The sequence below is a fragment of the Salinivibrio sp. PR5 genome (genome assembly GCF_001996085.1).
Taxonomy (GTDB): Bacteria; Pseudomonadota; Gammaproteobacteria; order Enterobacterales; family Vibrionaceae; genus Salinivibrio; species Salinivibrio proteolyticus.
The window spans coordinates 1-18,237 of sequence record NZ_MUFK01000052.1; the positions used below are offsets into that span (position 1 = coordinate 1).

Annotated in this window: 19 protein-coding genes, 1 rRNA gene and 1 pseudogene; 18 read left to right on the plus strand and 3 right to left on the minus strand. The window is 51.3% G+C overall.

Features of this window, described 5'->3' with window-relative positions; all coding sequences use genetic code 11:
* The first annotated feature begins 182 nt into the window (after positions 1–182).
* The 7 genes from BZG82_RS14380 to ruvX all read left to right on the plus strand — a co-directional run bounded on the left by BZG82_RS14380 (position 183) and on the right by ruvX (position 5,992).
* Positions 183–1,121 carry a LysR family transcriptional regulator gene (locus tag BZG82_RS14380; RefSeq protein ID WP_077663266.1) on the plus strand — a complete coding sequence of 313 codons (939 nt, stop codon included), beginning with the start codon at positions 183–185 and terminating at the stop codon, positions 1,119–1,121.
* Between the two features lie 175 nt (positions 1,122–1,296).
* Positions 1,297–2,451: a methionine adenosyltransferase gene (gene metK, locus BZG82_RS14385; RefSeq protein WP_077479844.1), complete on the plus strand. Its 1,155-nt coding sequence runs from the start codon at positions 1,297–1,299 to the stop codon at positions 2,449–2,451.
* A 143-nt stretch (positions 2,452–2,594) separates the two neighbouring features.
* Positions 2,595–3,098: a SprT family zinc-dependent metalloprotease gene (locus tag BZG82_RS14390; protein WP_077766153.1), complete on the plus strand. Its 504-nt coding sequence runs from the start codon at positions 2,595–2,597 to the stop codon at positions 3,096–3,098.
* Between the two features lie 114 nt (positions 3,099–3,212).
* Positions 3,213–3,944 (plus strand): 16S rRNA (uracil(1498)-N(3))-methyltransferase, encoded by a 732-nt coding sequence (gene rsmE, locus BZG82_RS14395; protein ID WP_077766154.1) that lies wholly within the window; start codon positions 3,213–3,215, stop codon positions 3,942–3,944.
* Between the two features lie 21 nt (positions 3,945–3,965).
* Positions 3,966–4,910 (plus strand): glutathione synthase, encoded by a 945-nt coding sequence (gene gshB / locus BZG82_RS14400; RefSeq protein WP_077766155.1) that lies wholly within the window; start codon positions 3,966–3,968, stop codon positions 4,908–4,910.
* Between the two features lie 90 nt (positions 4,911–5,000).
* Positions 5,001–5,567 (plus strand): YqgE/AlgH family protein, encoded by a 567-nt coding sequence (locus BZG82_RS14405; protein ID WP_069591178.1) that lies wholly within the window; start codon positions 5,001–5,003, stop codon positions 5,565–5,567.
* On the plus strand, positions 5,564–5,992 hold the full coding sequence (gene ruvX, locus BZG82_RS14410; RefSeq protein ID WP_069591176.1) for a Holliday junction resolvase RuvX: 429 nt from the start codon (positions 5,564–5,566) through the stop codon (positions 5,990–5,992). Before BZG82_RS14405 ends, ruvX begins: the two co-directional genes overlap by 4 nt.
* On the opposite strand, the gene BZG82_RS14415 is transcribed toward ruvX, so the two are convergent.
* Positions 5,989–7,107, minus strand: coding sequence for a PilT/PilU family type 4a pilus ATPase (locus BZG82_RS14415; RefSeq protein WP_077766156.1), 1,119 nt, complete (start codon positions 7,105–7,107; stop codon positions 5,989–5,991). The two genes, ruvX and BZG82_RS14415, sit on opposite strands and share 4 nt — an antisense overlap.
* 8 nt (positions 7,108–7,115) lie before the next feature.
* Positions 7,116–8,141 carry a type IV pilus twitching motility protein PilT gene (locus BZG82_RS14420; RefSeq protein WP_077766157.1) on the minus strand — a complete coding sequence of 342 codons (1,026 nt, stop codon included), beginning with the start codon at positions 8,139–8,141 and terminating at the stop codon, positions 7,116–7,118.
* Between the two features lie 23 nt (positions 8,142–8,164).
* Here BZG82_RS14420 and BZG82_RS14425 point away from each other — a divergent pair, with 23 nt between their 5' ends.
* From BZG82_RS14425 to BZG82_RS14475, 11 genes and pseudogenes are all read left to right on the plus strand, one after another.
* A complete protein-coding gene (locus BZG82_RS14425; protein WP_077675133.1) occupies positions 8,165–8,866 on the plus strand; it encodes a YggS family pyridoxal phosphate-dependent enzyme in 702 nt (233 codons plus the stop codon).
* Between the two features lie 84 nt (positions 8,867–8,950).
* Positions 8,951–9,769, plus strand: a complete 819-nt coding sequence (proC, locus tag BZG82_RS14430) for a pyrroline-5-carboxylate reductase (RefSeq protein WP_077766158.1) — start codon at positions 8,951–8,953, stop codon at positions 9,767–9,769.
* A 16-nt stretch (positions 9,770–9,785) separates the two neighbouring features.
* Positions 9,786–10,340, plus strand: coding sequence for a YggT family protein (locus BZG82_RS14435; RefSeq protein ID WP_077677951.1), 555 nt, complete (start codon positions 9,786–9,788; stop codon positions 10,338–10,340).
* Positions 10,340–10,636: a DUF167 family protein gene (locus BZG82_RS14440; protein WP_077479836.1), complete on the plus strand. Its 297-nt coding sequence runs from the start codon at positions 10,340–10,342 to the stop codon at positions 10,634–10,636. Before BZG82_RS14435 ends, BZG82_RS14440 begins: the two co-directional genes overlap by 1 nt.
* Before the next feature lie 61 nt (positions 10,637–10,697).
* Positions 10,698–11,138 (plus strand): DUF4426 domain-containing protein, encoded by a 441-nt coding sequence (locus BZG82_RS14445; RefSeq protein ID WP_069591168.1) that lies wholly within the window; start codon positions 10,698–10,700, stop codon positions 11,136–11,138.
* Positions 11,139–11,166: 28 nt separating this feature from the next.
* Positions 11,167–11,763: an RdgB/HAM1 family non-canonical purine NTP pyrophosphatase gene (gene rdgB / locus BZG82_RS14450; RefSeq protein WP_077766159.1), complete on the plus strand. Its 597-nt coding sequence runs from the start codon at positions 11,167–11,169 to the stop codon at positions 11,761–11,763.
* 2 nt (positions 11,764–11,765) lie between these two features.
* The gene (gene hemW, locus BZG82_RS14455) at positions 11,766–12,923 is read left to right on the plus strand and encodes a radical SAM family heme chaperone HemW (protein WP_077663275.1); all 1,158 of its coding nucleotides are present in this window, start codon (positions 11,766–11,768) and stop codon (positions 12,921–12,923) included.
* Positions 12,924–13,023: 100 nt separating this feature from the next.
* Positions 13,024–14,109, plus strand: coding sequence for an AI-2E family transporter (locus tag BZG82_RS14460; RefSeq protein ID WP_077457424.1), 1,086 nt, complete (start codon positions 13,024–13,026; stop codon positions 14,107–14,109).
* 104 nt (positions 14,110–14,213) lie between these two features.
* Positions 14,214–15,239, plus strand: a complete 1,026-nt coding sequence (gene rsmC / locus BZG82_RS14465) for a 16S rRNA (guanine(1207)-N(2))-methyltransferase RsmC (RefSeq protein WP_077766160.1) — start codon at positions 14,214–14,216, stop codon at positions 15,237–15,239.
* A 1,063-nt stretch (positions 15,240–16,302) separates the two neighbouring features.
* Positions 16,303–16,614 (plus strand): annotated as a pseudogene (locus tag BZG82_RS16765) (HAMP domain-containing protein); the annotation flags it as partial.
* 434 nt (positions 16,615–17,048) lie between these two features.
* Positions 17,049–17,951, plus strand: coding sequence for a LysR substrate-binding domain-containing protein (locus BZG82_RS14475; protein WP_069591160.1), 903 nt, complete (start codon positions 17,049–17,051; stop codon positions 17,949–17,951).
* A 210-nt stretch (positions 17,952–18,161) separates the two neighbouring features.
* On the opposite strand, the gene rrf is transcribed toward BZG82_RS14475, so the two are convergent.
* Positions 18,162–18,237, minus strand: a 5S ribosomal RNA gene (rrf, locus tag BZG82_RS16770); the annotation flags it as partial.

Sequence of the window (18,237 nt, forward strand, 5' to 3'; positions counted from 1 at the left end):
CGACTAGACATATCTTACTCCATTATTTGATAATAATTATCATTTGATTAGTGAGAATTATTCATATTAGAGTAAGGAAACCCAGCCCTAAAACTGGAACAACTTGTTCCAGTTTTCGAACGTGAAACAAGTAAGCATTCATTTCATCTTACTGATAAGAAAGGAAAATAGGATAAGGAAGTATGCAGGATCTTGCCGCTATCCGTGCGTTCGATGCCCTTTGCCGCCATCAAAGCTTGACCGCAGCGGCTGACGCACTTCACCAGCCCAAATCGACCATTAGTCGGCGACTGGCACAATTAGAAAGTGACCTTGGCCAAGCGTTAACCCAACGGCAGGGAAATCGCTTGGTACTCACTAAAGCCGGCGAAACCTTTTCGCGCTATTGCTCGCAAATTTTGGCCCTGGCAGAGGAAAGCCAAGAAGCCATTCACGGTCTGAATAATGAGCTAAAAGGGCCAATTGAAGTCATTTGCCATCCGGCGCTCATGCGTGGCTGGGCTGGTCCTTTACTGAATCATTTTTTAACCGAGCACCCCAAAGTGTCCATCACCTTAACCAGTGAGCTGAGCGCACAGCGTATCCAAGCGGCTGACATTGTTATCTGGGCCGACGATGTAATGCTCCCCAGCAATTGTCGCACCCAAACACTGGGTCACTGGCACTACGGCATTTACGCCTCGCCCGCGTATGTGCAGGCACATGGTCCGTTTTCACACCCCTCCGCGTTGGATGATCACGCTTGGCTGGATGTATTTGCGCTCCGCCGACGTGGACTCACGCTGTTTCATTCCCATCAGCCTCCCTATCATTTGAGCGCGCTTCCCAGCCGGTTTAACTGCGATATGGTTGCGATTCAAATCGATGCCATTGCCAACGGACAAGGTGTGGGCCTACTACCTACATGGAATGCTGAAGGGTATCAGGCGCATCACCCAGACAAGATTATTCGCTGTTTGCCACAATGGCAGTCGGCCGCGATACCGATTCGATTATATAGCGCCTCAGGGAGGCTGCCTTTGCGCATAGATACACTGGTGGAGCGGTTTATCACTCGCGCTCCCAAAGCGTGGACAGAGGCTCAGATGGCCGATGATGTTATGCCTGCAGCCGTCGAATAACGCCTCATGGCGCAATCGTTTGCTATACCTAAATGCATGACGCTATGCATCAACTTGCTTGCGTTTGTCACAATTACGAATAGAATAGACGTCTAGAAGTTAAAACATCTGAGATGATCGGCGATCGATTTCGCCTCGTATCGTCGGTATCCTTGATAAACAATGAGAGTGTCACATGGCTAAGCACCTGTTTACTTCAGAGTCTGTCTCTGAAGGCCATCCAGATAAAATCGCAGACCAAATTTCAGATGCCGTTTTGGATGCAATTCTTGAGCAAGATCCAAGAGCGCGCGTTGCCTGCGAAACTTATGTAAAAACCGGCATGGTAATGGTCGGCGGCGAGATCACCACCTCAGCGTGGGTCGATATTGAAGAGCTGACACGCCAAACGGTTCGCGACATTGGCTATGTACACTCAGACATGGGCTTTGATGCCAACTCGTGCGCGGTGCTCAACACCATTGGTAAGCAGTCACCAGATATTAACCAAGGTGTTGACCGTGCCGACCCCAAAGATCAAGGCGCAGGCGACCAAGGCATTATGTTTGGTTACGCAACCAACGAAACCAATGTCCTTATGCCTGCCCCGATCACTTACTCGCACCGTTTGGTCGAGCGCCAAGCGCAAGCGCGTAAAGATGGCACCCTAGATTGGTTGCGTCCAGACGCTAAAAGTCAGGTCACTTTTGCGTACGACAACGGCAAGATCGTCGGCATCGACGCAGTTGTACTTTCTACTCAGCATTGCGACAGCGTCTCTACCGAAACTCTGCGTGAAGCGGTGATGGAAGAGATTATCAAGCCAGTTCTGCCCGCAGAATGGCTGACCAAAGAAACCAAATACTTCATCAACCCAACCGGTCGTTTCGTGATTGGTGGCCCAATGGGCGACTGTGGTCTTACTGGCCGTAAAATTATCGTCGATACCTACGGCGGTGCAGCCCGTCACGGTGGTGGTGCATTCTCCGGTAAAGATCCATCGAAAGTTGACCGCTCAGCCGCCTATGCGGCACGCTATGTGGCGAAAAACATTGTCGCTGCCGGTCTGGCGGACCGCTGTGAAATCCAATTGTCTTACGCGATTGGTGTCGCCGAGCCGACTTCTATCATGGTCGAAACCTTTGGTACCGAAAAAGTGGCCCCTGAAGTCATTATCAAGGCGGTGCGTGAAAACTTCGACTTGCGCCCATACGGTCTGCAGGAAATGCTAGATCTGCTACAACCGATTTATAAGCAAACCGCCGCATACGGTCACTTTGGTCGTGATATTTTCCCTTGGGAGAAAACCGACAAAGCCGAGCTATTGCGCGAATTTGCTAAACTTGGTTAACCTTGGGCTAACGCTCATTGTGCGCAAAGAAAGGAAGGGAAGCAGCGGCTTCCCTTTTTTAATCACCCATGTGTTGTGACACATGTTAAATGACGCATGTTACATGACCCCAAGACGTTAACTCGAGTGAGGTAACGATTGCCATGCCCGCAGTCTCTGAACCACTGGCTGATGCCGTTTTTGAACGGGTACGCGAGTGCATTGACACCGCCAACCACCAGCTCGGTATTCAACTGACTTATCCCGACACTAGCCTGTCGCTGCGGGGACGTGCCGCCGGCACAGCGCATCCGACCCAATGGCGATTGCGTTTTAATCCCGTGCTGCTTCAAGAGTCTCCTCATGTGTTTTTTGAGGAAGTGATCCCGCATGAAGTCTGTCACCTCGTCACCTTCGCATTGTATGGACGCGTTAAGCCTCACGGCTCACAATGGCGTACCTTGATGGAAACCGTGTTTCAGGCACCAGCCAACACCACCCATCAACTCGATATTACTGCCGTTCAAGGCAAAACGTTTGCCTATGCGTGCCATTGCGGGGAAGTGGCCTTGACCGTACGGCGCCACAATAAAGTGCGACGCGGTGAGGCGAGCTACCGATGTAAACGCTGTCACCAAACGCTGATGCCGGTGCCTGCCGTACTCTAGTCGCGTTTTTCTCGTCTTGGTTTTTTTCGTGTCTGTCCCCATATCAACACAAGCCTCCCAGTCACAGAACAGCGTGTTACACTGGCAACTTATTGATCACGGAACTCAAGCATTATGCGTATTCCTCGAATTTATCACCCAGACCCTTTGCCATCGCAAGGCGATGTGACGCTCACCGACGATGCGGCCAATCACATTGGACGCGTATTGCGCATGCAGCCAGGCCAAGCCGTGCTGCTTTTTGATGGCAGTGGCGCTCAGTTTCCCGCCACTTTAAGCGATGTCACTAAAAAACAGGTGTCCGTGACCATCAGTGCACGAGACGATCACAGTGTGGAGTCGCCACTTGACCTTGAGCTTGGACAAGTGATCTCGCGCGGCGAGAAAATGGAATTCACCATTCAAAAGTCGGTCGAACTGGGCGTCAATGTGATCACTCCGCTGATATCAGCGCGGTGCGGCGTGAAGCTCAATGAAGAACGACTCGAGAAAAAACGCCAACAATGGCAAAAGATCGCCATTGGTGCCTGCGAACAAAGTGGCCGCAACCGCGTCCCAGAAGTTCGTCCTGTGATGATGTTGGAGGCGTGGAGCCAAGAAGCCTTTGCCGGACTGAAGCTCAACCTACACCCTCGCGCCCCGTATTCCATTAATACGCTGCCAGAGCGTCCATCGAAGCTACGCTTATTGATAGGCCCAGAAGGTGGATTGTCCGATGAAGAAATCGCCATGACGCGCGATTGTGACTTTAAAGAAATTTTACTCGGCCCCCGTGTATTGCGGACCGAAACCGCCGCATTGACGGCCATTACCGCCTTGCAGGTTCGTTTCGGTGATTTGGGCTAGTTGGCGAACAGGAGAATCAAGATGAAAATTGGTGTTGTGATGGATCCGATCTCGGCCATCAATGTAAAAAAAGATTCCACGTTTGCCATGATGTTGGCAGCACAAAAACGCGGTTGGGAAGTGCATTATATCAACATGGATGATATGTCGATGTTGCAAGGCGCGCCGTACGCGAAAACCCATCAAGTCTCGCTACAAGACGATCCGAACGATTGGTATCAAATTACCCACACTCAAACACAGCCACTGAGTGCGTTTGATGCCATTTTGATGCGTAAAGACCCCCCGTTTGATACCGAATATATTTATGCGACCTATATGCTAGAGCGTGCCGAGCAAGCGGGAGTATTGATTGTTAACAAACCGCAGAGCTTGCGCGATTGCAATGAAAAGCTTTATACCGCGTGGTTCCCAGAACACACTCCGACCACATTAGTGACCCGTCGTGCCGACGAGATCAAAGCATTCCAGGCCGAACATGGCGATGTGATTTTAAAACCGCTCGATGGCATGGGCGGCGCGTCTATCTTTCGGGTCAAACAAGGCGATCCGAACCTGTCAGTAATTATTGAAACCCTGACCGAGCACGGCAACCGTTTTTGCATGGCGCAAACCTTCGTGCCTGATATCAGCAATGGCGACAAACGTATCTTAGTGGTCGATGGTGAGCCGGTGCCGTACTGCTTGGCACGTATTCCTGCCGATGGCGAAACACGTGGTAACCTTGCCGCTGGCGGACGTGGTGAAGCACGCCCCTTATCCCCCACCGATTGGGAGATTGCGCGCGCGGTTGCACCAACGCTTAAAGAGAAAGGCTTAATTTTTGTCGGCCTTGATGTCATTGGCGACAAGCTGACTGAAATCAACGTCACCAGCCCCACCTGCATCCGCGAAATTGATGCAGCGTATGATATATCGATTGGTGATTTACTGATGGATGCCATTGCAACACGTTGCCAAGGGTAAGTCAGTGGGCGCATTTAATGCGCCTATTTTCACCTAACTTTGTTTTTTAGCGCATACTCAAAGTACGCGCCTCAACGGGAGAACGGCGATATGAATCTGAAAAATCATTTTTTAGTCGCAATGCCAAGCATGACCGATAGCCGTTTTCAACATGGTGTGATTTACGTGTGTGAGCATAACGATGACGGCGCGATGGGATTGATGATCAATCAGCCTATCAATATCTCGGTGGGCAAAATGCTCGACCAAATCGAGGTTGAGCGGCAGCTTCCGCTCTCACAAGCCAAAGATAGCCTGGCTCAACCCGTCCTGTTTGGCGGCCCAGTGTCGGAAGATCGCGGCTTTGTGCTCCACCGTGCAGATCGAAGCTTTGGCACGAGCATCCCACTGTCTGACGATCTTGCAGTCACTACCTCCAAAGACATACTGTCTATTTTGGGAACCGATGAGCAGCCCGACCAATTTATTGTCGCGCTCGGCTATGCCGGATGGGAGCCCGGGCAACTTGAGCTGGAGTTAGCCGAAAACAGCTGGTTAACCTTGGAAGCCGATCCCAAAGTGATTTTTGACACTCCCCTTAGTGAGCGTTGGCAAAAAGCCCTCGATCAACTGGGGATCAACGCGGCGAATTTATCTTCAGAAATAGGACACGCATGACTTCACACACCGTGCTTGGGTTTGATTATGGCGTCAAAAGTATTGGCGTAGCGATCGGTCAATCGTTAACGGGAACCGCACGCCCCCTATGTGCATTAAAAGCCCGCGATGGGATCCCCAATTGGGAAGAGATCGCGTCATTACTCAAAGAATGGCAACCCGATGTTTTGGTGGTCGGGTTGCCACTTGACTTGAATGGTGAACCACTTGAGACCATTACCCCGCGCGCCCGCAAATTTGCCAACCGTCTGCATGGACGTTTCGGTTATCCTGTCGAACTGCACGACGAACGTCTTTCCACTCGGGAGGCCCGTGCGGCATTGTTCGAGCGTGGTGGCTATAAGGCACTGCAAAAAGGCGCGGTCGATGCACAATCTGCGGTGGTGATTATCGAAAGTTGGTTTGAACGCCAATACGCCGATTAATCCTGAGAACCCACTCTTTCAATTCGTACATGATCCAGTGCGCAGCCCGGCGCACTGTGCTTAGCACCGGTTTTGATCATCAACTTTAATTCATTGGCCGAGTCGGCATGTCGCAGCGCCTCATCCTCGCTGATACTCCCTTGCACATAAAGCGCATACAGTGATTGATCAAAGGTCTGCATACCAAAATGCTCCCCGCTCAACATGGCTTTTTTCAACGCGTGCAGTTCACCATTACGGATCAGCTCTGCCACATGCGCGTTATTGATCAATAGTTCAAAGGCACCATGCCGCCCAACTCCATTCACGCCCGGTACCAACTGTTGAGCGATGACACCTTTTAAGTTCATCGATAAATCAAATAAAAAGGTCTCTCGCTGTGCTTTAGGCATCAAGTGTAATGCTCGCTCTAGTGCTTGGTAGGCGTTATTCGCATGTAAAGTGGCCAAGCAAAGATGGCCCGTTTCCGCAAACTGAAGCGCGAAGTTCATGGTTTCTGGTGTGCGTATTTCACCAATCACCACCATATCTGGCGCTTGCCTGAGCGCATTTTTTAGCGCTGTTTCATAATCTTGGGTATCAATACCAATTTCGCGTTGACTGACAATGCATTGCTGATGCTCATGAACAAATTCGATTGGATCCTCAACCGTTAGGATATGGCCTTGGCCATAATGATTACGAAACCCCATCATCGCAGCCATGGTTGTCGACTTACCCGACCCCGTCGCCCCAACCACTAGCACCAAGCCTCGCTTTTGCATCGCAAGCTCTTCGAGCGCCACTGGGGTGCCTAACGATGACAAACGCGGGATCTCGGTTTCTATCCGACGGATCACCATGCTGGGCATATCGCGCTGCCAGTAAGCACTGATCCGAAAACGCCCAACACTACGTTTTACCGCAAAGTTCGCTTCTCGCGTGGTAATAAATTGCTGCTTTTGTTCCTCGTTCATCGCACTGTTCAACATGACGTTGATTGCCGCCAACGACAACGGCGAAGACAGAGGTTTTAAGCGTCCATCCACCCGTAACATCACAGGCGCATCCACGGAAATATACGCATCCGAGGCGGTGTGTTCTTGCATCGCCACCAGCACACTACTGAGTTTCATGCTTCCTCCTAAAGCGCACGTAATACGCGATCGCGTTGTTCAGGCGCGATCGTCCCTTGCCCGACTAAATCGGCCAGTGCTTGCTCCATGGTTTGCATCCCTTGATTGGAGCCGGTTTGAATCATCGACACCATTTGCGCCACCTTATCCTCACGGATGAGGTTACGAATCGCTGGGCTTGCGATCATGATTTCATGCGCGGCCACGCGCCCACCTTGCGCTGTTTTTATCAGTTGCTGAGACACGACCGCCCGCAGTGAGGCTGAAAGCATCGAGCGGACCAGCGGCTTATCACTGCCGGGAAAGACATCAATAATACGGTCGACTGTTTTCGCTGCGCTTGACGTATGCAAGGTGCCGAATACCAGGTGTCCGGTTTCCGCCGCCGTTAACGCCAAGCTAATGGTATCGAGATCACGCAGCTCTCCCACCAAAATCACATCGGGATCTTCACGCAACGCCGAACGCAGTGCTTGCTGAAACGATAAAGTATCGCGCTTCACTTCACGCTGATTAATCAAACTTTGTTGCGGGTGATGAATAAACTCAATCGGATCTTCAATGGTAAGAATATGTTTGGGCGCATGGCGATTAATATGATCAACCATGGCCGCCAATGTGGTGGACTTCCCCGAGCCCGTCGGGCCGGTGACCAGCACTAATCCGTTTGAGAGCTGAGCAAAATCCGCAAAAATCTCTGGTGCATGGAGATCCGCCAAACTGGGGACTGTCTCGGGGATCACCCGAAATACCGCCGCGCAGCCGTGTTGCTGATGAAATGCATTAACCCGAAAGCGTCCCACAGACTGCATATGAAATGAAAAATCCACTTCCAACTGCGCTTGATATTCACGCTGCTGGTTATCATTCATAACATCCAAGACCAATTGATTGACCTCTTGATGGCTCAACGCTGGCAAACTCAACTTGCGCACATCGCCATCTACCCGCACCATAGGCGCCACTCCCGCGGAAAGATGTAGATCTGACGCATTATGTTTTACACTAAAGGCCAATAGCTCAGTGATATCCATTCATTTTCCTCGCAGAATCAAGTATGTGTAGTATCAAGAAAAACATTGAACAGGTCATGGAACACATAGACCACGCGACGCAAAAATGCGGCCGACCCGAAGGTTCGGTGCAATTGCTTGCGGTGAGTAAAACCAAGCCCATCGAAGCCATCGCAGAAGCGTTGGCGGCAGGACAACACGCGTTTGGTGAAAACTACGTACAAGAAGGCGTGGAAAAAGTGCAGCATTTTGCTCAGCATGCCGCACATTCCGCATTGGAATGGCACTTTATTGGCCCCATTCAGTCCAACAAAACGCGTCAAATTGCCGAGCACTTTGATTGGGTACATTCGGTGGACCGCTTAAAAGTCGCTAAACGTTTGAGTGAGCAACGCCCTGCACATTTACCCGCCCTGAATGTATTGGTGCAAGTGAATAGCAGCGGGGAAACGTCAAAGTCAGGGGTCGCGTTTGAGGAGGCCGAAGCGCTGATTGAGGCAATCGCTAAGTTACCGAATCTCACCGTACGGGGTTTGATGTCGATTCCTCAACCTGAAACCGACTATGCCCAACAATGTGCCGCCTTCGCCCCTTTGGCTGACATGTTTTCAGCATTAAAAGCGAAGTACGAGAGCGTCGATACGCTATCAATGGGGATGAGCGGCGACATGGAAGCAGCGATTGCATCCGGAAGCACCATGGTACGAATTGGGACAGCGGTATTTGGGGCACGAGAAAAACGCTAACGCACGGCGGGAAAAAGAAAATAGAACGACACGTGACGTGCTGGTTATCAGCATCAGGTACCACCAACAATAGGAACGTCATTCATGGAACATCGCGCACTGACTTTTATTGGCGCAGGGAACATGGCTCGCTCCATTATCGCGGGCTTAATTCAATCGGGCTATCCAGCCTCAGCGATTACGGCGGCGTCACCAAGTGCCTCGCCGAATAGCGGCTTGCAGGCCGAATGGGGTATTCAGACCACCGCCGATAATCTTGCCGCATGCCAAGGGGCAGAGGTAGTGGTATTGGCGGTCAAGCCACAGCTGATGGCGCAAGTGCTCGCCTCGCTGACTGACGTCGATTGGCAAAATAAATTAGTGATTTCGATCGCCGCTGGGATCCATGCCGATCGCCTGATGGCAATGGCAGGCACAACACTCAACCTCGTTCGCGTGATGCCCAATACCCCCTCTTTAGTCGGACAAGGGATGAGTGGCCTTTACGCCGTCCCTACCGTGTCGGATGAGGATCGTGATTATGCGGGCGCACTCATGCAAGCTGTCGGTGAGATCTGCTGGGTTAACCAAGAATCTGACATCAATGGCGTGATTGCGGCAGCCGGCAGCGCACCCGCGTATTTCTTCCGATTTATGGAAGCCATGCATCAAGAAGCGATGCAGCAAGGCTTTGACGACCACACCGCACGTCGTTTGGTGCAACAAGCGGCGCTTGGCGCTGCGCAAATGGTGGTAGCCAACCCAGATATCGAATTAGGCACTCTACGCGAACAGGTGACCTCCAAAGGAGGCACAACCGCTGAAGCATTGCGTGTGTTTGACGAAAACCGGATCGGTGATATTGTCGCGCAAGCCATGCAAGCGGCAGTTAGCCGTGCCGAACAAATGGAAAAAGAATTTTAATCACTAAGGCGACGATATGAATGCAATGACCTTTCTGATCAACACCGCGTTTGATCTTTACATCATGGTGGTGCTGTTGCGCGTTTGGCTACAATTAGCCCGTGCCGACTTCTATAATCCTTTCTCCCAGTTTGTGGTGAAAGCAACCCAGCCTGTTGTCGGACCGCTACGCCGTCTGATCCCATCACTGGGCAGCTTAGATCTCGCTACCGTGCTTTTTGGCTACCTGTTAATGGTCGCGAAGTTTGCCGTGCTCGATTTGGTGGCGGGTAATCCATTGACGCTAAGTGGTGGCATGTTTATTTTCTCCGCCATCGCACTCCTAAAAGCCGCTGGGAAACTGCTGTTCTGGGTGCTGATTCTGCGCGCCATTCTTAGCTGGGTCAGCCAAGGGAATAATCCGGTTGAATACGTGTTCCACCAACTGACTGAGCCCGTATGTGCGCCGGTACGTCGCGTGATCCCACCGATTGGCGGGCTCGATTTAAGCATCTTGGTGGTGTTTATTGCGTTACAGTTTATCAATATGCTGATTGGCGATTTTCTCGGCCCAGTGTGGTACGCGCTGTAATGCCCGTCCGTGTTGATACTGAGACAGGCGCAATCACATTGCGTCTGTACGTACAACCCAAAGCAAGCCGAGACCAGTGTCTGGGCCAACATGGCGATGCGCTTAAGATCGCCATCACAGCACCACCCACGGATGGCAAAGCCAATGCCCATTTATGCCGATGGCTTGCCAAGCAGTGTAAGATCGCAAAAAGCAATGTGACAGTGACCCACGGGTTAACAAATCGACACAAGCAAGTGCAGATTGAAGCCCCCCAACAGCTTCCTGATTGGCTAACCCCGTATCTTCCCCACTGATCACTCATCGTCAATTATCCGTATTCAGGCGAGGCGACTCGCACGACAACAAGGAAGAATTATGCGTACATTTACGGTAATGCTGGTCAGTTTTCTGAGTCTATTCTCGCTGTCAGCGTGGTCAGGGCAATACAAAGAGGTGGGTGAGCTCGAAGTGCACTACAACACGATCTCGACCACCTTTTTAACCCCTGAGATCGCAAAACAGTACGACATCACGCGAAGTGGCTACCGCGGACTAGTGAATATCGCCGTGCTTGATAAAATGCAGCTCGGCAAACCGGCGGTCAGTGCGACCTTGACAGGAAGCGTGAAAAACCTCGTTGGCAATAGCCGTGAGCTAGACTTCAAGGAAATACGTGAAGGTGAGGCGATTTACTACATCGCGACCTTTGCGGCTGACGATGAAGAAACGTATCAGTTTCATATCGAATTAAACGCCCAAGGCAACCGATCCGCCACCTTGGACTATCGCTACAAATTTTACGTTGATACCCCTTAATCGGGCTTTAAGCAAATAGGTACTATTCATGAACAAAGTTGTACTCGCCACCGGCAATGCTGGAAAAGTAAAAGAAATGGCTGGCTTACTCAGCGAGTTCGGTTTTGAGGTCTTGCCTCAGAGCGATTTTGCCGTCAAGGATGCCGATGAGACCGGAACCACGTTCATTGAAAATGCCATTATCAAAGCCCGTCATGCGGCAAAAATTACTGGCCTGCCTGCCATCGCAGACGACTCAGGTCTAGAAGTTGATTACCTCAACGGCGCGCCTGGAGTCTACTCTGCCCGTTATGCAGGTGAACAAGCGAGCGATAGCGACAATGTCGTCAAACTGCTAGACGCGATGCAAGACGTACCGGATGCGCAGCGTACCGCACGTTTTCACTGTGCGCTCGTATATATGCGTCATGCCAATGACCCTACTCCTCTGGTGTGCCATGGTGTGTGGGAAGGCAAAATTGCCCACACCCCTCAGGGTGACAATGGCTTTGGTTATGATCCTGTGTTCTTACCCCATGACCAACAGTGCGCCGCCGCAGAGATGCCCGCATCAGAGAAAAAACAGCGCTCCCATCGCGGCCAAGCGCTCAACCACTTATTCAATGCGTTAAAAGCGGCCCAGTAAGCATGATCCCTCTGAGTTTGTACGTGCACATCCCGTGGTGTGTACAAAAATGCCCATACTGCGACTTTAACTCTCATGCGCAAAAAGGGGTGATCCCAGAGTCGGACTATATCAGTGCATTGCTCGATGACCTTGATACCGACTTGGCCGCTTATCCTTCTGTCGCTGAGCGACCACTGCATTCGATTTTTATTGGTGGTGGCACGCCAAGCTTGATGTCGGCCCCCGAAATTCAGCGCTTGCTGGATGGCATCAAAGCACGCCTAATGCCAAGCGCAAACATGGAAGTGACCATGGAAGCGAACCCCGGCACGGTGGAAGCCGATAAGTTCATTGGCTACCGTCAAGCGGGCGTCAATCGAATCTCTATTGGTGTACAAAGCTTTTCCGCCGATAAACTCGAGCGCTTAGGGCGTATTCATGGTCCGGGAGAGGCCGAACGTGCGGCTCAGCTCGCACACCAAGCCGGATTGGATAGCTTCAATCTCGATTTGATGCACGGCTTACCCAATCAATCGGAGCAAGAAGCGCTGGCGGATCTTGAAAAGGCCATTGCACTGAATCCACCGCATTTGTCTTGGTATCAGTTAACCATCGAGCCTAACACCCAGTTTTACTCCAAACCGCCTACGCTGCCAGAAGAAGATACCCTTTGGGATATTTTTGACAAAGGCCATCAATTGCTCACAGACGCCGGCTATGTGCAGTATGAAACCTCGGCCTACAGCCTTGAGAACAAGCAATGCCAGCACAATCTCAACTACTGGCGATTTGGCGACTATTTAGGGATTGGCTGCGGGGCGCATGGAAAACTGACATTGCCAGATCAAGGTCAAGCACGGGTGTTGCGCACAGTCAAAGTCAAGCATCCGCGCGGCTACCTCGACCCGGAAAAGGCCTACCTGACCGATAGTCAATGGGTCAAACCCACAGAGCTGGCCTTTGAGTTCTTTATGAATCGCTTCCGTTTATTGGAAGCTTGTCCCAAAGCTGAGTTTGTCCAGCGGACAGGCTTACCGCTATCGACACTCGATGCGCCTATGGCAGAGGCAATTGAGCAAGGGTTAATCACAGACTCCCGATCACACTGGCAAATCACGCCAAAGGGAAAATTATTCTTAAACGATCTGTTGGCGATTTTTTTAGCTGACGCAGACTAATCTGTCTATGGTAAGGTGCTCATAAATACGGCGGATCACCGATCCGCCTTCGTTTATCGAGGGCATCGCCCACCGACATTCAGCAAAAAAGGATACGCCTGTGAGCCCGTCATTTCGCGTCGAGCCCAAACACTGGACCCTGATTGCAGCGCTTATCGTTGCCACCTACGCGTGTTATCTGCTTATTGAGCCCTATATTGGCGCCATTGTGCTGGCCTTTATCGTCTCGCTATTGTTTTTTCCGGTGCATAACCGTATCGAGCAACGCTTGGGCGATCGCCCGAATACTGCCGCGGTGCTGTCCTGTGTGCTGCTAACCTTTATTATCATTATCCCGCTGACCTTAGTCGCCGCGGCCATCATCCAACAAGGTGTTAGCTTTTTTACTCAAAGTTATGACTGGTTGAATAATGGTGGCGCAAAATCCCTGATGAATAACCCACAAGTTCAGGGTGCGCTCCACTTTTTCAATCAATGGCTGCCGTTTGATTTGATAGACCCGCAAGAAACGGTGAAGAAACTCGCAGCTTGGATGTCATCATTCAGTGGGCAAATGTTAGAGTTCAGCTCCAAAGTACTGGGCGATGTGACCAACTTTTTTATCAATTTTATGCTGATGCTGTTTGTGCTCTTCTTTTTACTCCGAGATCACGAAAGCATCATTCAAACTCTGCGTCATGTGATCCCACTTTCTCGCAGCCAAGAAGACCAACTGCTCGATGAAGTCGAGAAAGTCGCCAAATCTGCCGTGTTAGGCTCATTTCTCACCGCACTCGCCCAAGGCGCAGCCGGTGGCTTAGCCATGTGGGCCGTGGGACTACCCGCCCTATTCTGGGGAACCATGATGGCTTTCGCTTCCTTTATTCCCGTGGTGGGCACAGCACTTATCTGGCTGCCGACAGTGGTGTATTTAGCCATCACTGGCGAATGGCAATGGGCGCTAGGGCTATTGATATGGAGCGTGGTGGTGGTCGGCTCGATTGATAACCTGCTACGCCCGTTTTTGATGCAGGGGAACTCGGGAATGAATACCTTGCTCATCTTCTTCTCTTTGCTTGGCGGCCTGCACCTATTTGGATTGATGGGACTGATTTATGGCCCCATCATCTTCTCGCTCACCCTCGTCCTCTTTCGCATGTATGAAATTGAGTTCGAGCGTTTCCTCGATCGCCAAGACAATGCCTAACTTGGCATAGGTTGGCCTAGTGCGCGCTTTGTGGGACAATCCGCTCCCCAGCGCGCACCTAAGCGCGTCGATTGTCACGTCTGAATCACGTAAAGAGAACGATCATGAGTTTAACGGCCCCGAGTGAAATTGCGCAGCGCCACCTGACGCTATTTGAAAACAAACATGTTCTATTGGCAGGTGAGCTAGAAGATGACTTTGCTCGGCAACTCCTCACACATGCAAAAAGTGTCTCTGTGTTTACCACGCATCACGGCTATGCGACGCGCATGGCCGATACGGGCGTCACTGTGCACGCAGGTGCTGAGTATAATGATGAGCAGCCGGTGGACCTTGTGCTCTTTTATTGGCCCAAATCGAAAGCAGAAGCTGACTTTCTTCTCGCGATGCTCACCCATCGCCTCGGCGCCAACGTCGACTGGATAGTGGTGGGTGAAAACCGTAGTGGCGTCAAAAGCATCGAAAAACGTTTTGCGCCTTATGGCCACGTCACCAAACAAGACTCTGCGCGCCGGTGCAGCCTGTATTACGGCGAGTGCACGTCCCCAGCGCCTCAGTTTGAGTTAGCGGCATGGTTTAATAATTACCCGTTGCAAATCACAGAGATGGCCCTCACGATCCGAGCACTCCCCGGCGTATTTAGCCAAAAAAGTTTGGATGACGGGACCGCTTTACTGCTGAAAAACCTCCCCGCTATGGAAGGGGATGTAATTGACGTCGGTTGTGGCGCTGGTGTCATTGGCACCGCATTGCTGGCGAGCAACACCAAGCTCGCACTGACGTTTGTCGATGTGAATCACTTAGCCGTTGCCTCGACACAAGCGACCCTTGAGGCCAATGGACTCAAAGGTTCTGTGTTGGTTTCAGATATGCTAAGTGCCGTCAGTGGACAGCAGTTTGATGCCATTATCAGCAATCCCCCATTCCATGAAGGGCTAGAGACACATTATCACGCCACCGAGTCGTTACTGGAAAGCGCCCCTCGCTATCTGCGCCGTCGCGGCCAACTGGTGATCGTCGCCAATAGCTTCTTACGTTACCCACCGCTTATTGAAAAAGGGTTTGGTCAGTGCGATACCCTCGCGAAAACACGTCGATTCGCAGTTTATCATGCGCAAAAAGCGCGCTAGTTGCTGATAACACCATCAATCAGCGCACTAACACAGTTTTAAGGCTTGATACCTGACAGCAGGTCACAGTTTTAGCTCATCGGACGTGTTAGCGTTTACTCTCTCGCGGCTGCCTTTTGGCAGCCGCTTGTGATTCAAGCCCGCGTGATCAGGGAGAGGTACTCACAGCGTGCAAATGGATATGGGTTACTCGACGCGTCTTCAACGCCGCTTTATGTGGTGGTTTTTTAGCCTTAGCATTATTCCTGTGATAATTCTGACCGGTTACTTTACATGGAGTCAGTCACAGCTGTTGATCACCCAAGCCCACCAACAGCTGGAGAACGAACGAGATCGCTACTACTTCACCATCAAAGAATATTTTCATGATCAGGTGCGTGCCGTTGTTAACCTTGCAGACTCCGACTTGGCGATCAGTAGTGGTGGGCGCTTCTATGGCTTTCCGAATGCGTTCGCCCAATTAGGTGAAGACACGTCCCAAGCGCACCGACAGCTCATGCAAATCCTGCAGCAAAACGCAGGAACACACCTCAATACCAACAACCAGAACTATCATCGCCTTTATCGACAGTTTAACCGTCAATACCAATCATGGATGGCAAGGTATGAGTTCAATAATGTGGCGATGTTTGACCGAAACCAACACCTCGTTTTTGCCGTCAAAGCCACGCCACAGTTGCTCGCGGATACCAGACTACGCCAAGCTGTCACCCAATTATTAGATGCCCCGCCTAAGCGGCGCCCTAAGTGGGTACGCACTCACTTTGCTCCCCAAGGCTCACGCACCATGCAAGCATGGTATCTCGCCCCGATACTGAAAAGCGGTCAGATCCAAAGTATCCTTGCCGTAAGTACCACGACGGATAACTTATCCGCCATGCTTCACCAGCTTCAACGCCCTCACTCAGCCTTATGGCTTATTGATCAATCGCATCAGTCCTTACTCAGTGGCTGGGTACCCCGCTCAAGTCATGCCAAACTCGCTGTTTCCCCTCCCCAAGCGGCAATTATAAAAAGCTTGGAGGGTCAACAAGGAGTATTGTCACCCAGCGACTATGCATTGATGCCACAACTGACCGCTTATCGTCCCGTCAGCATCGGCAACACACCTTGGGCACTGATAACTTGCACCCCCAAGCAAAGCGCGTATCAGCCGCTTTATCGACTGTATTCAATCAGTGTGGCCTTGGTGATAGTCCTGATTGTATTACTGCTATTTATTGGGCACTGGCTCTCCCATCGTCTTGCTCTCCCTATGTTGCAACTGACTTGGTGCGCCGAACAATTTGCAGCCGGTGAGCTTGACTATCCAGTGACGCATCGGCAACGCCAAGATGAAATCGGACGGCTTGCCACGGCCTTATCGCACCTGCAACACCGCTTAAAAGCGACGTGCTTTTCAACATCATCTCCCTCACCCAGTGAGCACACGCCTGCAATGCAGTCAGACAGCTTACATCACAGCTTAGTCATCGCGATGAACCTCGCGTTAGAGGCATGGGGCGGTGATAAAGTTGGTTTGGCAGAGAAAAGTGGTTTATGGCGCGTCTATTCCGACAAAGGTAGCCTGCAAACAAGAACCTTGGATAAATACCTACACCTTGAAACGGTTCCCAAAACGCCGCGTTGGCGAAATGTGGTACGTAGTCTCGATTTCGTTCTCCAGCATACGGGCAGACAATCGCCGTACTACCAACCCTTAAAACAGGCCCAACAAGAAATCCAACATTGGATTACCGACCGTCGTTAACGTTGTCATTGAGAGTCCGCGGCCTTATAGTGGCTCAAACCCTTAATCGCTAGGTCGTAATGGCGCTTTCACTTCCTCAATTGCGAGTGTTTTTAACTATCGTGCAAGAGGGCACGATCACCGCCGCCGCCAAGAAACTGTTTCTCAGTAAACCAGCGGTCAGCATGGCGCTTGCCGAGTTAGAAAGTCAGCTCGGTTACCCCTTGTTTGATCGACGCGGCAACCGACTCCATCTTAACGACCAAGGTGCTGCGCTGATCCCTAAAGCGGATGAATTGCTGACCCGTAGCGATGAGATTAGCGCGGCACTGAAAGACGACAGCCAGTTGATTGGCTGCCTACGATTAGGGGGAAGCGATACGGTGGGCAACCAGCTTTTGCCGGCACTGATCAGCGATTTTCGTCATGCAACCGCGCATCAACAACAAACATTAGTGATTGCAAACAGCCAAGAGATCATCGCTCGTCTGCAACATTTCGAGCTGGATATCGGATTAATAGAAGGTGAAATCCAACATCCTGATTTACTGCAAACGCCTTGGCTAAGTGATCAGATGGCAGTGGTGTGTCACCCTGATCACCCCCTTGTCAGTCAAGCGCCGTTAAGTGTTGGGGATCTCGACAATCAAACTTGGCTGATCCGCGAATCTGGCTCGGGCACACGGGAGCACTTTCTCTCACGCCTTGCTCCTCGCTTCGAGCGCTGGCACCTTTCTTTCGAGCTTAATACCACAGAAGCGATTTTAAACGCAGCGAGTGCCGGGTTAGGCTTGGCATATCTATCTAAGCTCTCCGCGCAACACGCCATTGCCGACGGTCGAGTCGTTGCCCTCGAACTCCCTCTGCTATTATCCCGGCGCTATTGGCTCGTGCGTCACAAAGATAAATACCAGTCAGGTCTACTGACCCGCTTCTGGGATTTCTGCTTACACTGGCAACCTCAATCCCATTCTTCTACTTAACCAGCAATCACCCAAGCGACAGATACAAAAAAGCCCCGACCGTGAGGTCAGGGCTTGGTGTTTTCTCATCAAAGTCTTACGCATATCTGCTTTGATGCTTAAATTGTGTCTGTGTGACGGGAGTTTTGAAGCGAGACGCGCAGTGTACGTCAGTACATGAGCACCGTAGCTATCAAAAATCGCAAGCAACAGTCACAATTTATAATCAAAGCCTGGCGATGTCCTACTCTCACATGGGGAGACCCCACACTACCATCGGCGCTGCTTCGTTTCACTACTGAGTTCG

Coding starts and splice junctions, on each gene's coding strand:
- BZG82_RS14380 (WP_077663266.1), top strand. CDS start 183: ATGCAGGATCTTGCCGCTATCCGTGCGTTCGATGCCCTTTGCCGCCAT.
- metK (WP_077479844.1), top strand. CDS start 1,297: ATGGCTAAGCACCTGTTTACTTCAGAGTCTGTCTCTGAAGGCCATCCA.
- BZG82_RS14390 (WP_077766153.1), top strand. CDS start 2,595: ATGCCCGCAGTCTCTGAACCACTGGCTGATGCCGTTTTTGAACGGGTA.
- rsmE (WP_077766154.1), top strand. CDS start 3,213: ATGCGTATTCCTCGAATTTATCACCCAGACCCTTTGCCATCGCAAGGC.
- gshB (WP_077766155.1), top strand. CDS start 3,966: ATGAAAATTGGTGTTGTGATGGATCCGATCTCGGCCATCAATGTAAAA.
- BZG82_RS14405 (WP_069591178.1), top strand. CDS start 5,001: ATGAATCTGAAAAATCATTTTTTAGTCGCAATGCCAAGCATGACCGAT.
- ruvX (WP_069591176.1), top strand. CDS start 5,564: ATGACTTCACACACCGTGCTTGGGTTTGATTATGGCGTCAAAAGTATT.
- BZG82_RS14415 (WP_077766156.1), bottom strand. CDS start 7,107: ATGAAACTCAGTAGTGTGCTGGTGGCGATGCAAGAACACACCGCCTCG.
- BZG82_RS14420 (WP_077766157.1), bottom strand. CDS start 8,141: ATGGATATCACTGAGCTATTGGCCTTTAGTGTAAAACATAATGCGTCA.
- BZG82_RS14425 (WP_077675133.1), top strand. CDS start 8,165: ATGTGTAGTATCAAGAAAAACATTGAACAGGTCATGGAACACATAGAC.
- proC (WP_077766158.1), top strand. CDS start 8,951: ATGGAACATCGCGCACTGACTTTTATTGGCGCAGGGAACATGGCTCGC.
- BZG82_RS14435 (WP_077677951.1), top strand. CDS start 9,786: ATGAATGCAATGACCTTTCTGATCAACACCGCGTTTGATCTTTACATC.
- BZG82_RS14440 (WP_077479836.1), top strand. CDS start 10,340: ATGCCCGTCCGTGTTGATACTGAGACAGGCGCAATCACATTGCGTCTG.
- BZG82_RS14445 (WP_069591168.1), top strand. CDS start 10,698: ATGCGTACATTTACGGTAATGCTGGTCAGTTTTCTGAGTCTATTCTCG.
- rdgB (WP_077766159.1), top strand. CDS start 11,167: ATGAACAAAGTTGTACTCGCCACCGGCAATGCTGGAAAAGTAAAAGAA.
- hemW (WP_077663275.1), top strand. CDS start 11,766: ATGATCCCTCTGAGTTTGTACGTGCACATCCCGTGGTGTGTACAAAAA.
- rsmC (WP_077766160.1), top strand. CDS start 14,214: ATGAGTTTAACGGCCCCGAGTGAAATTGCGCAGCGCCACCTGACGCTA.
- BZG82_RS14475 (WP_069591160.1), top strand. CDS start 17,049: ATGGCGCTTTCACTTCCTCAATTGCGAGTGTTTTTAACTATCGTGCAA.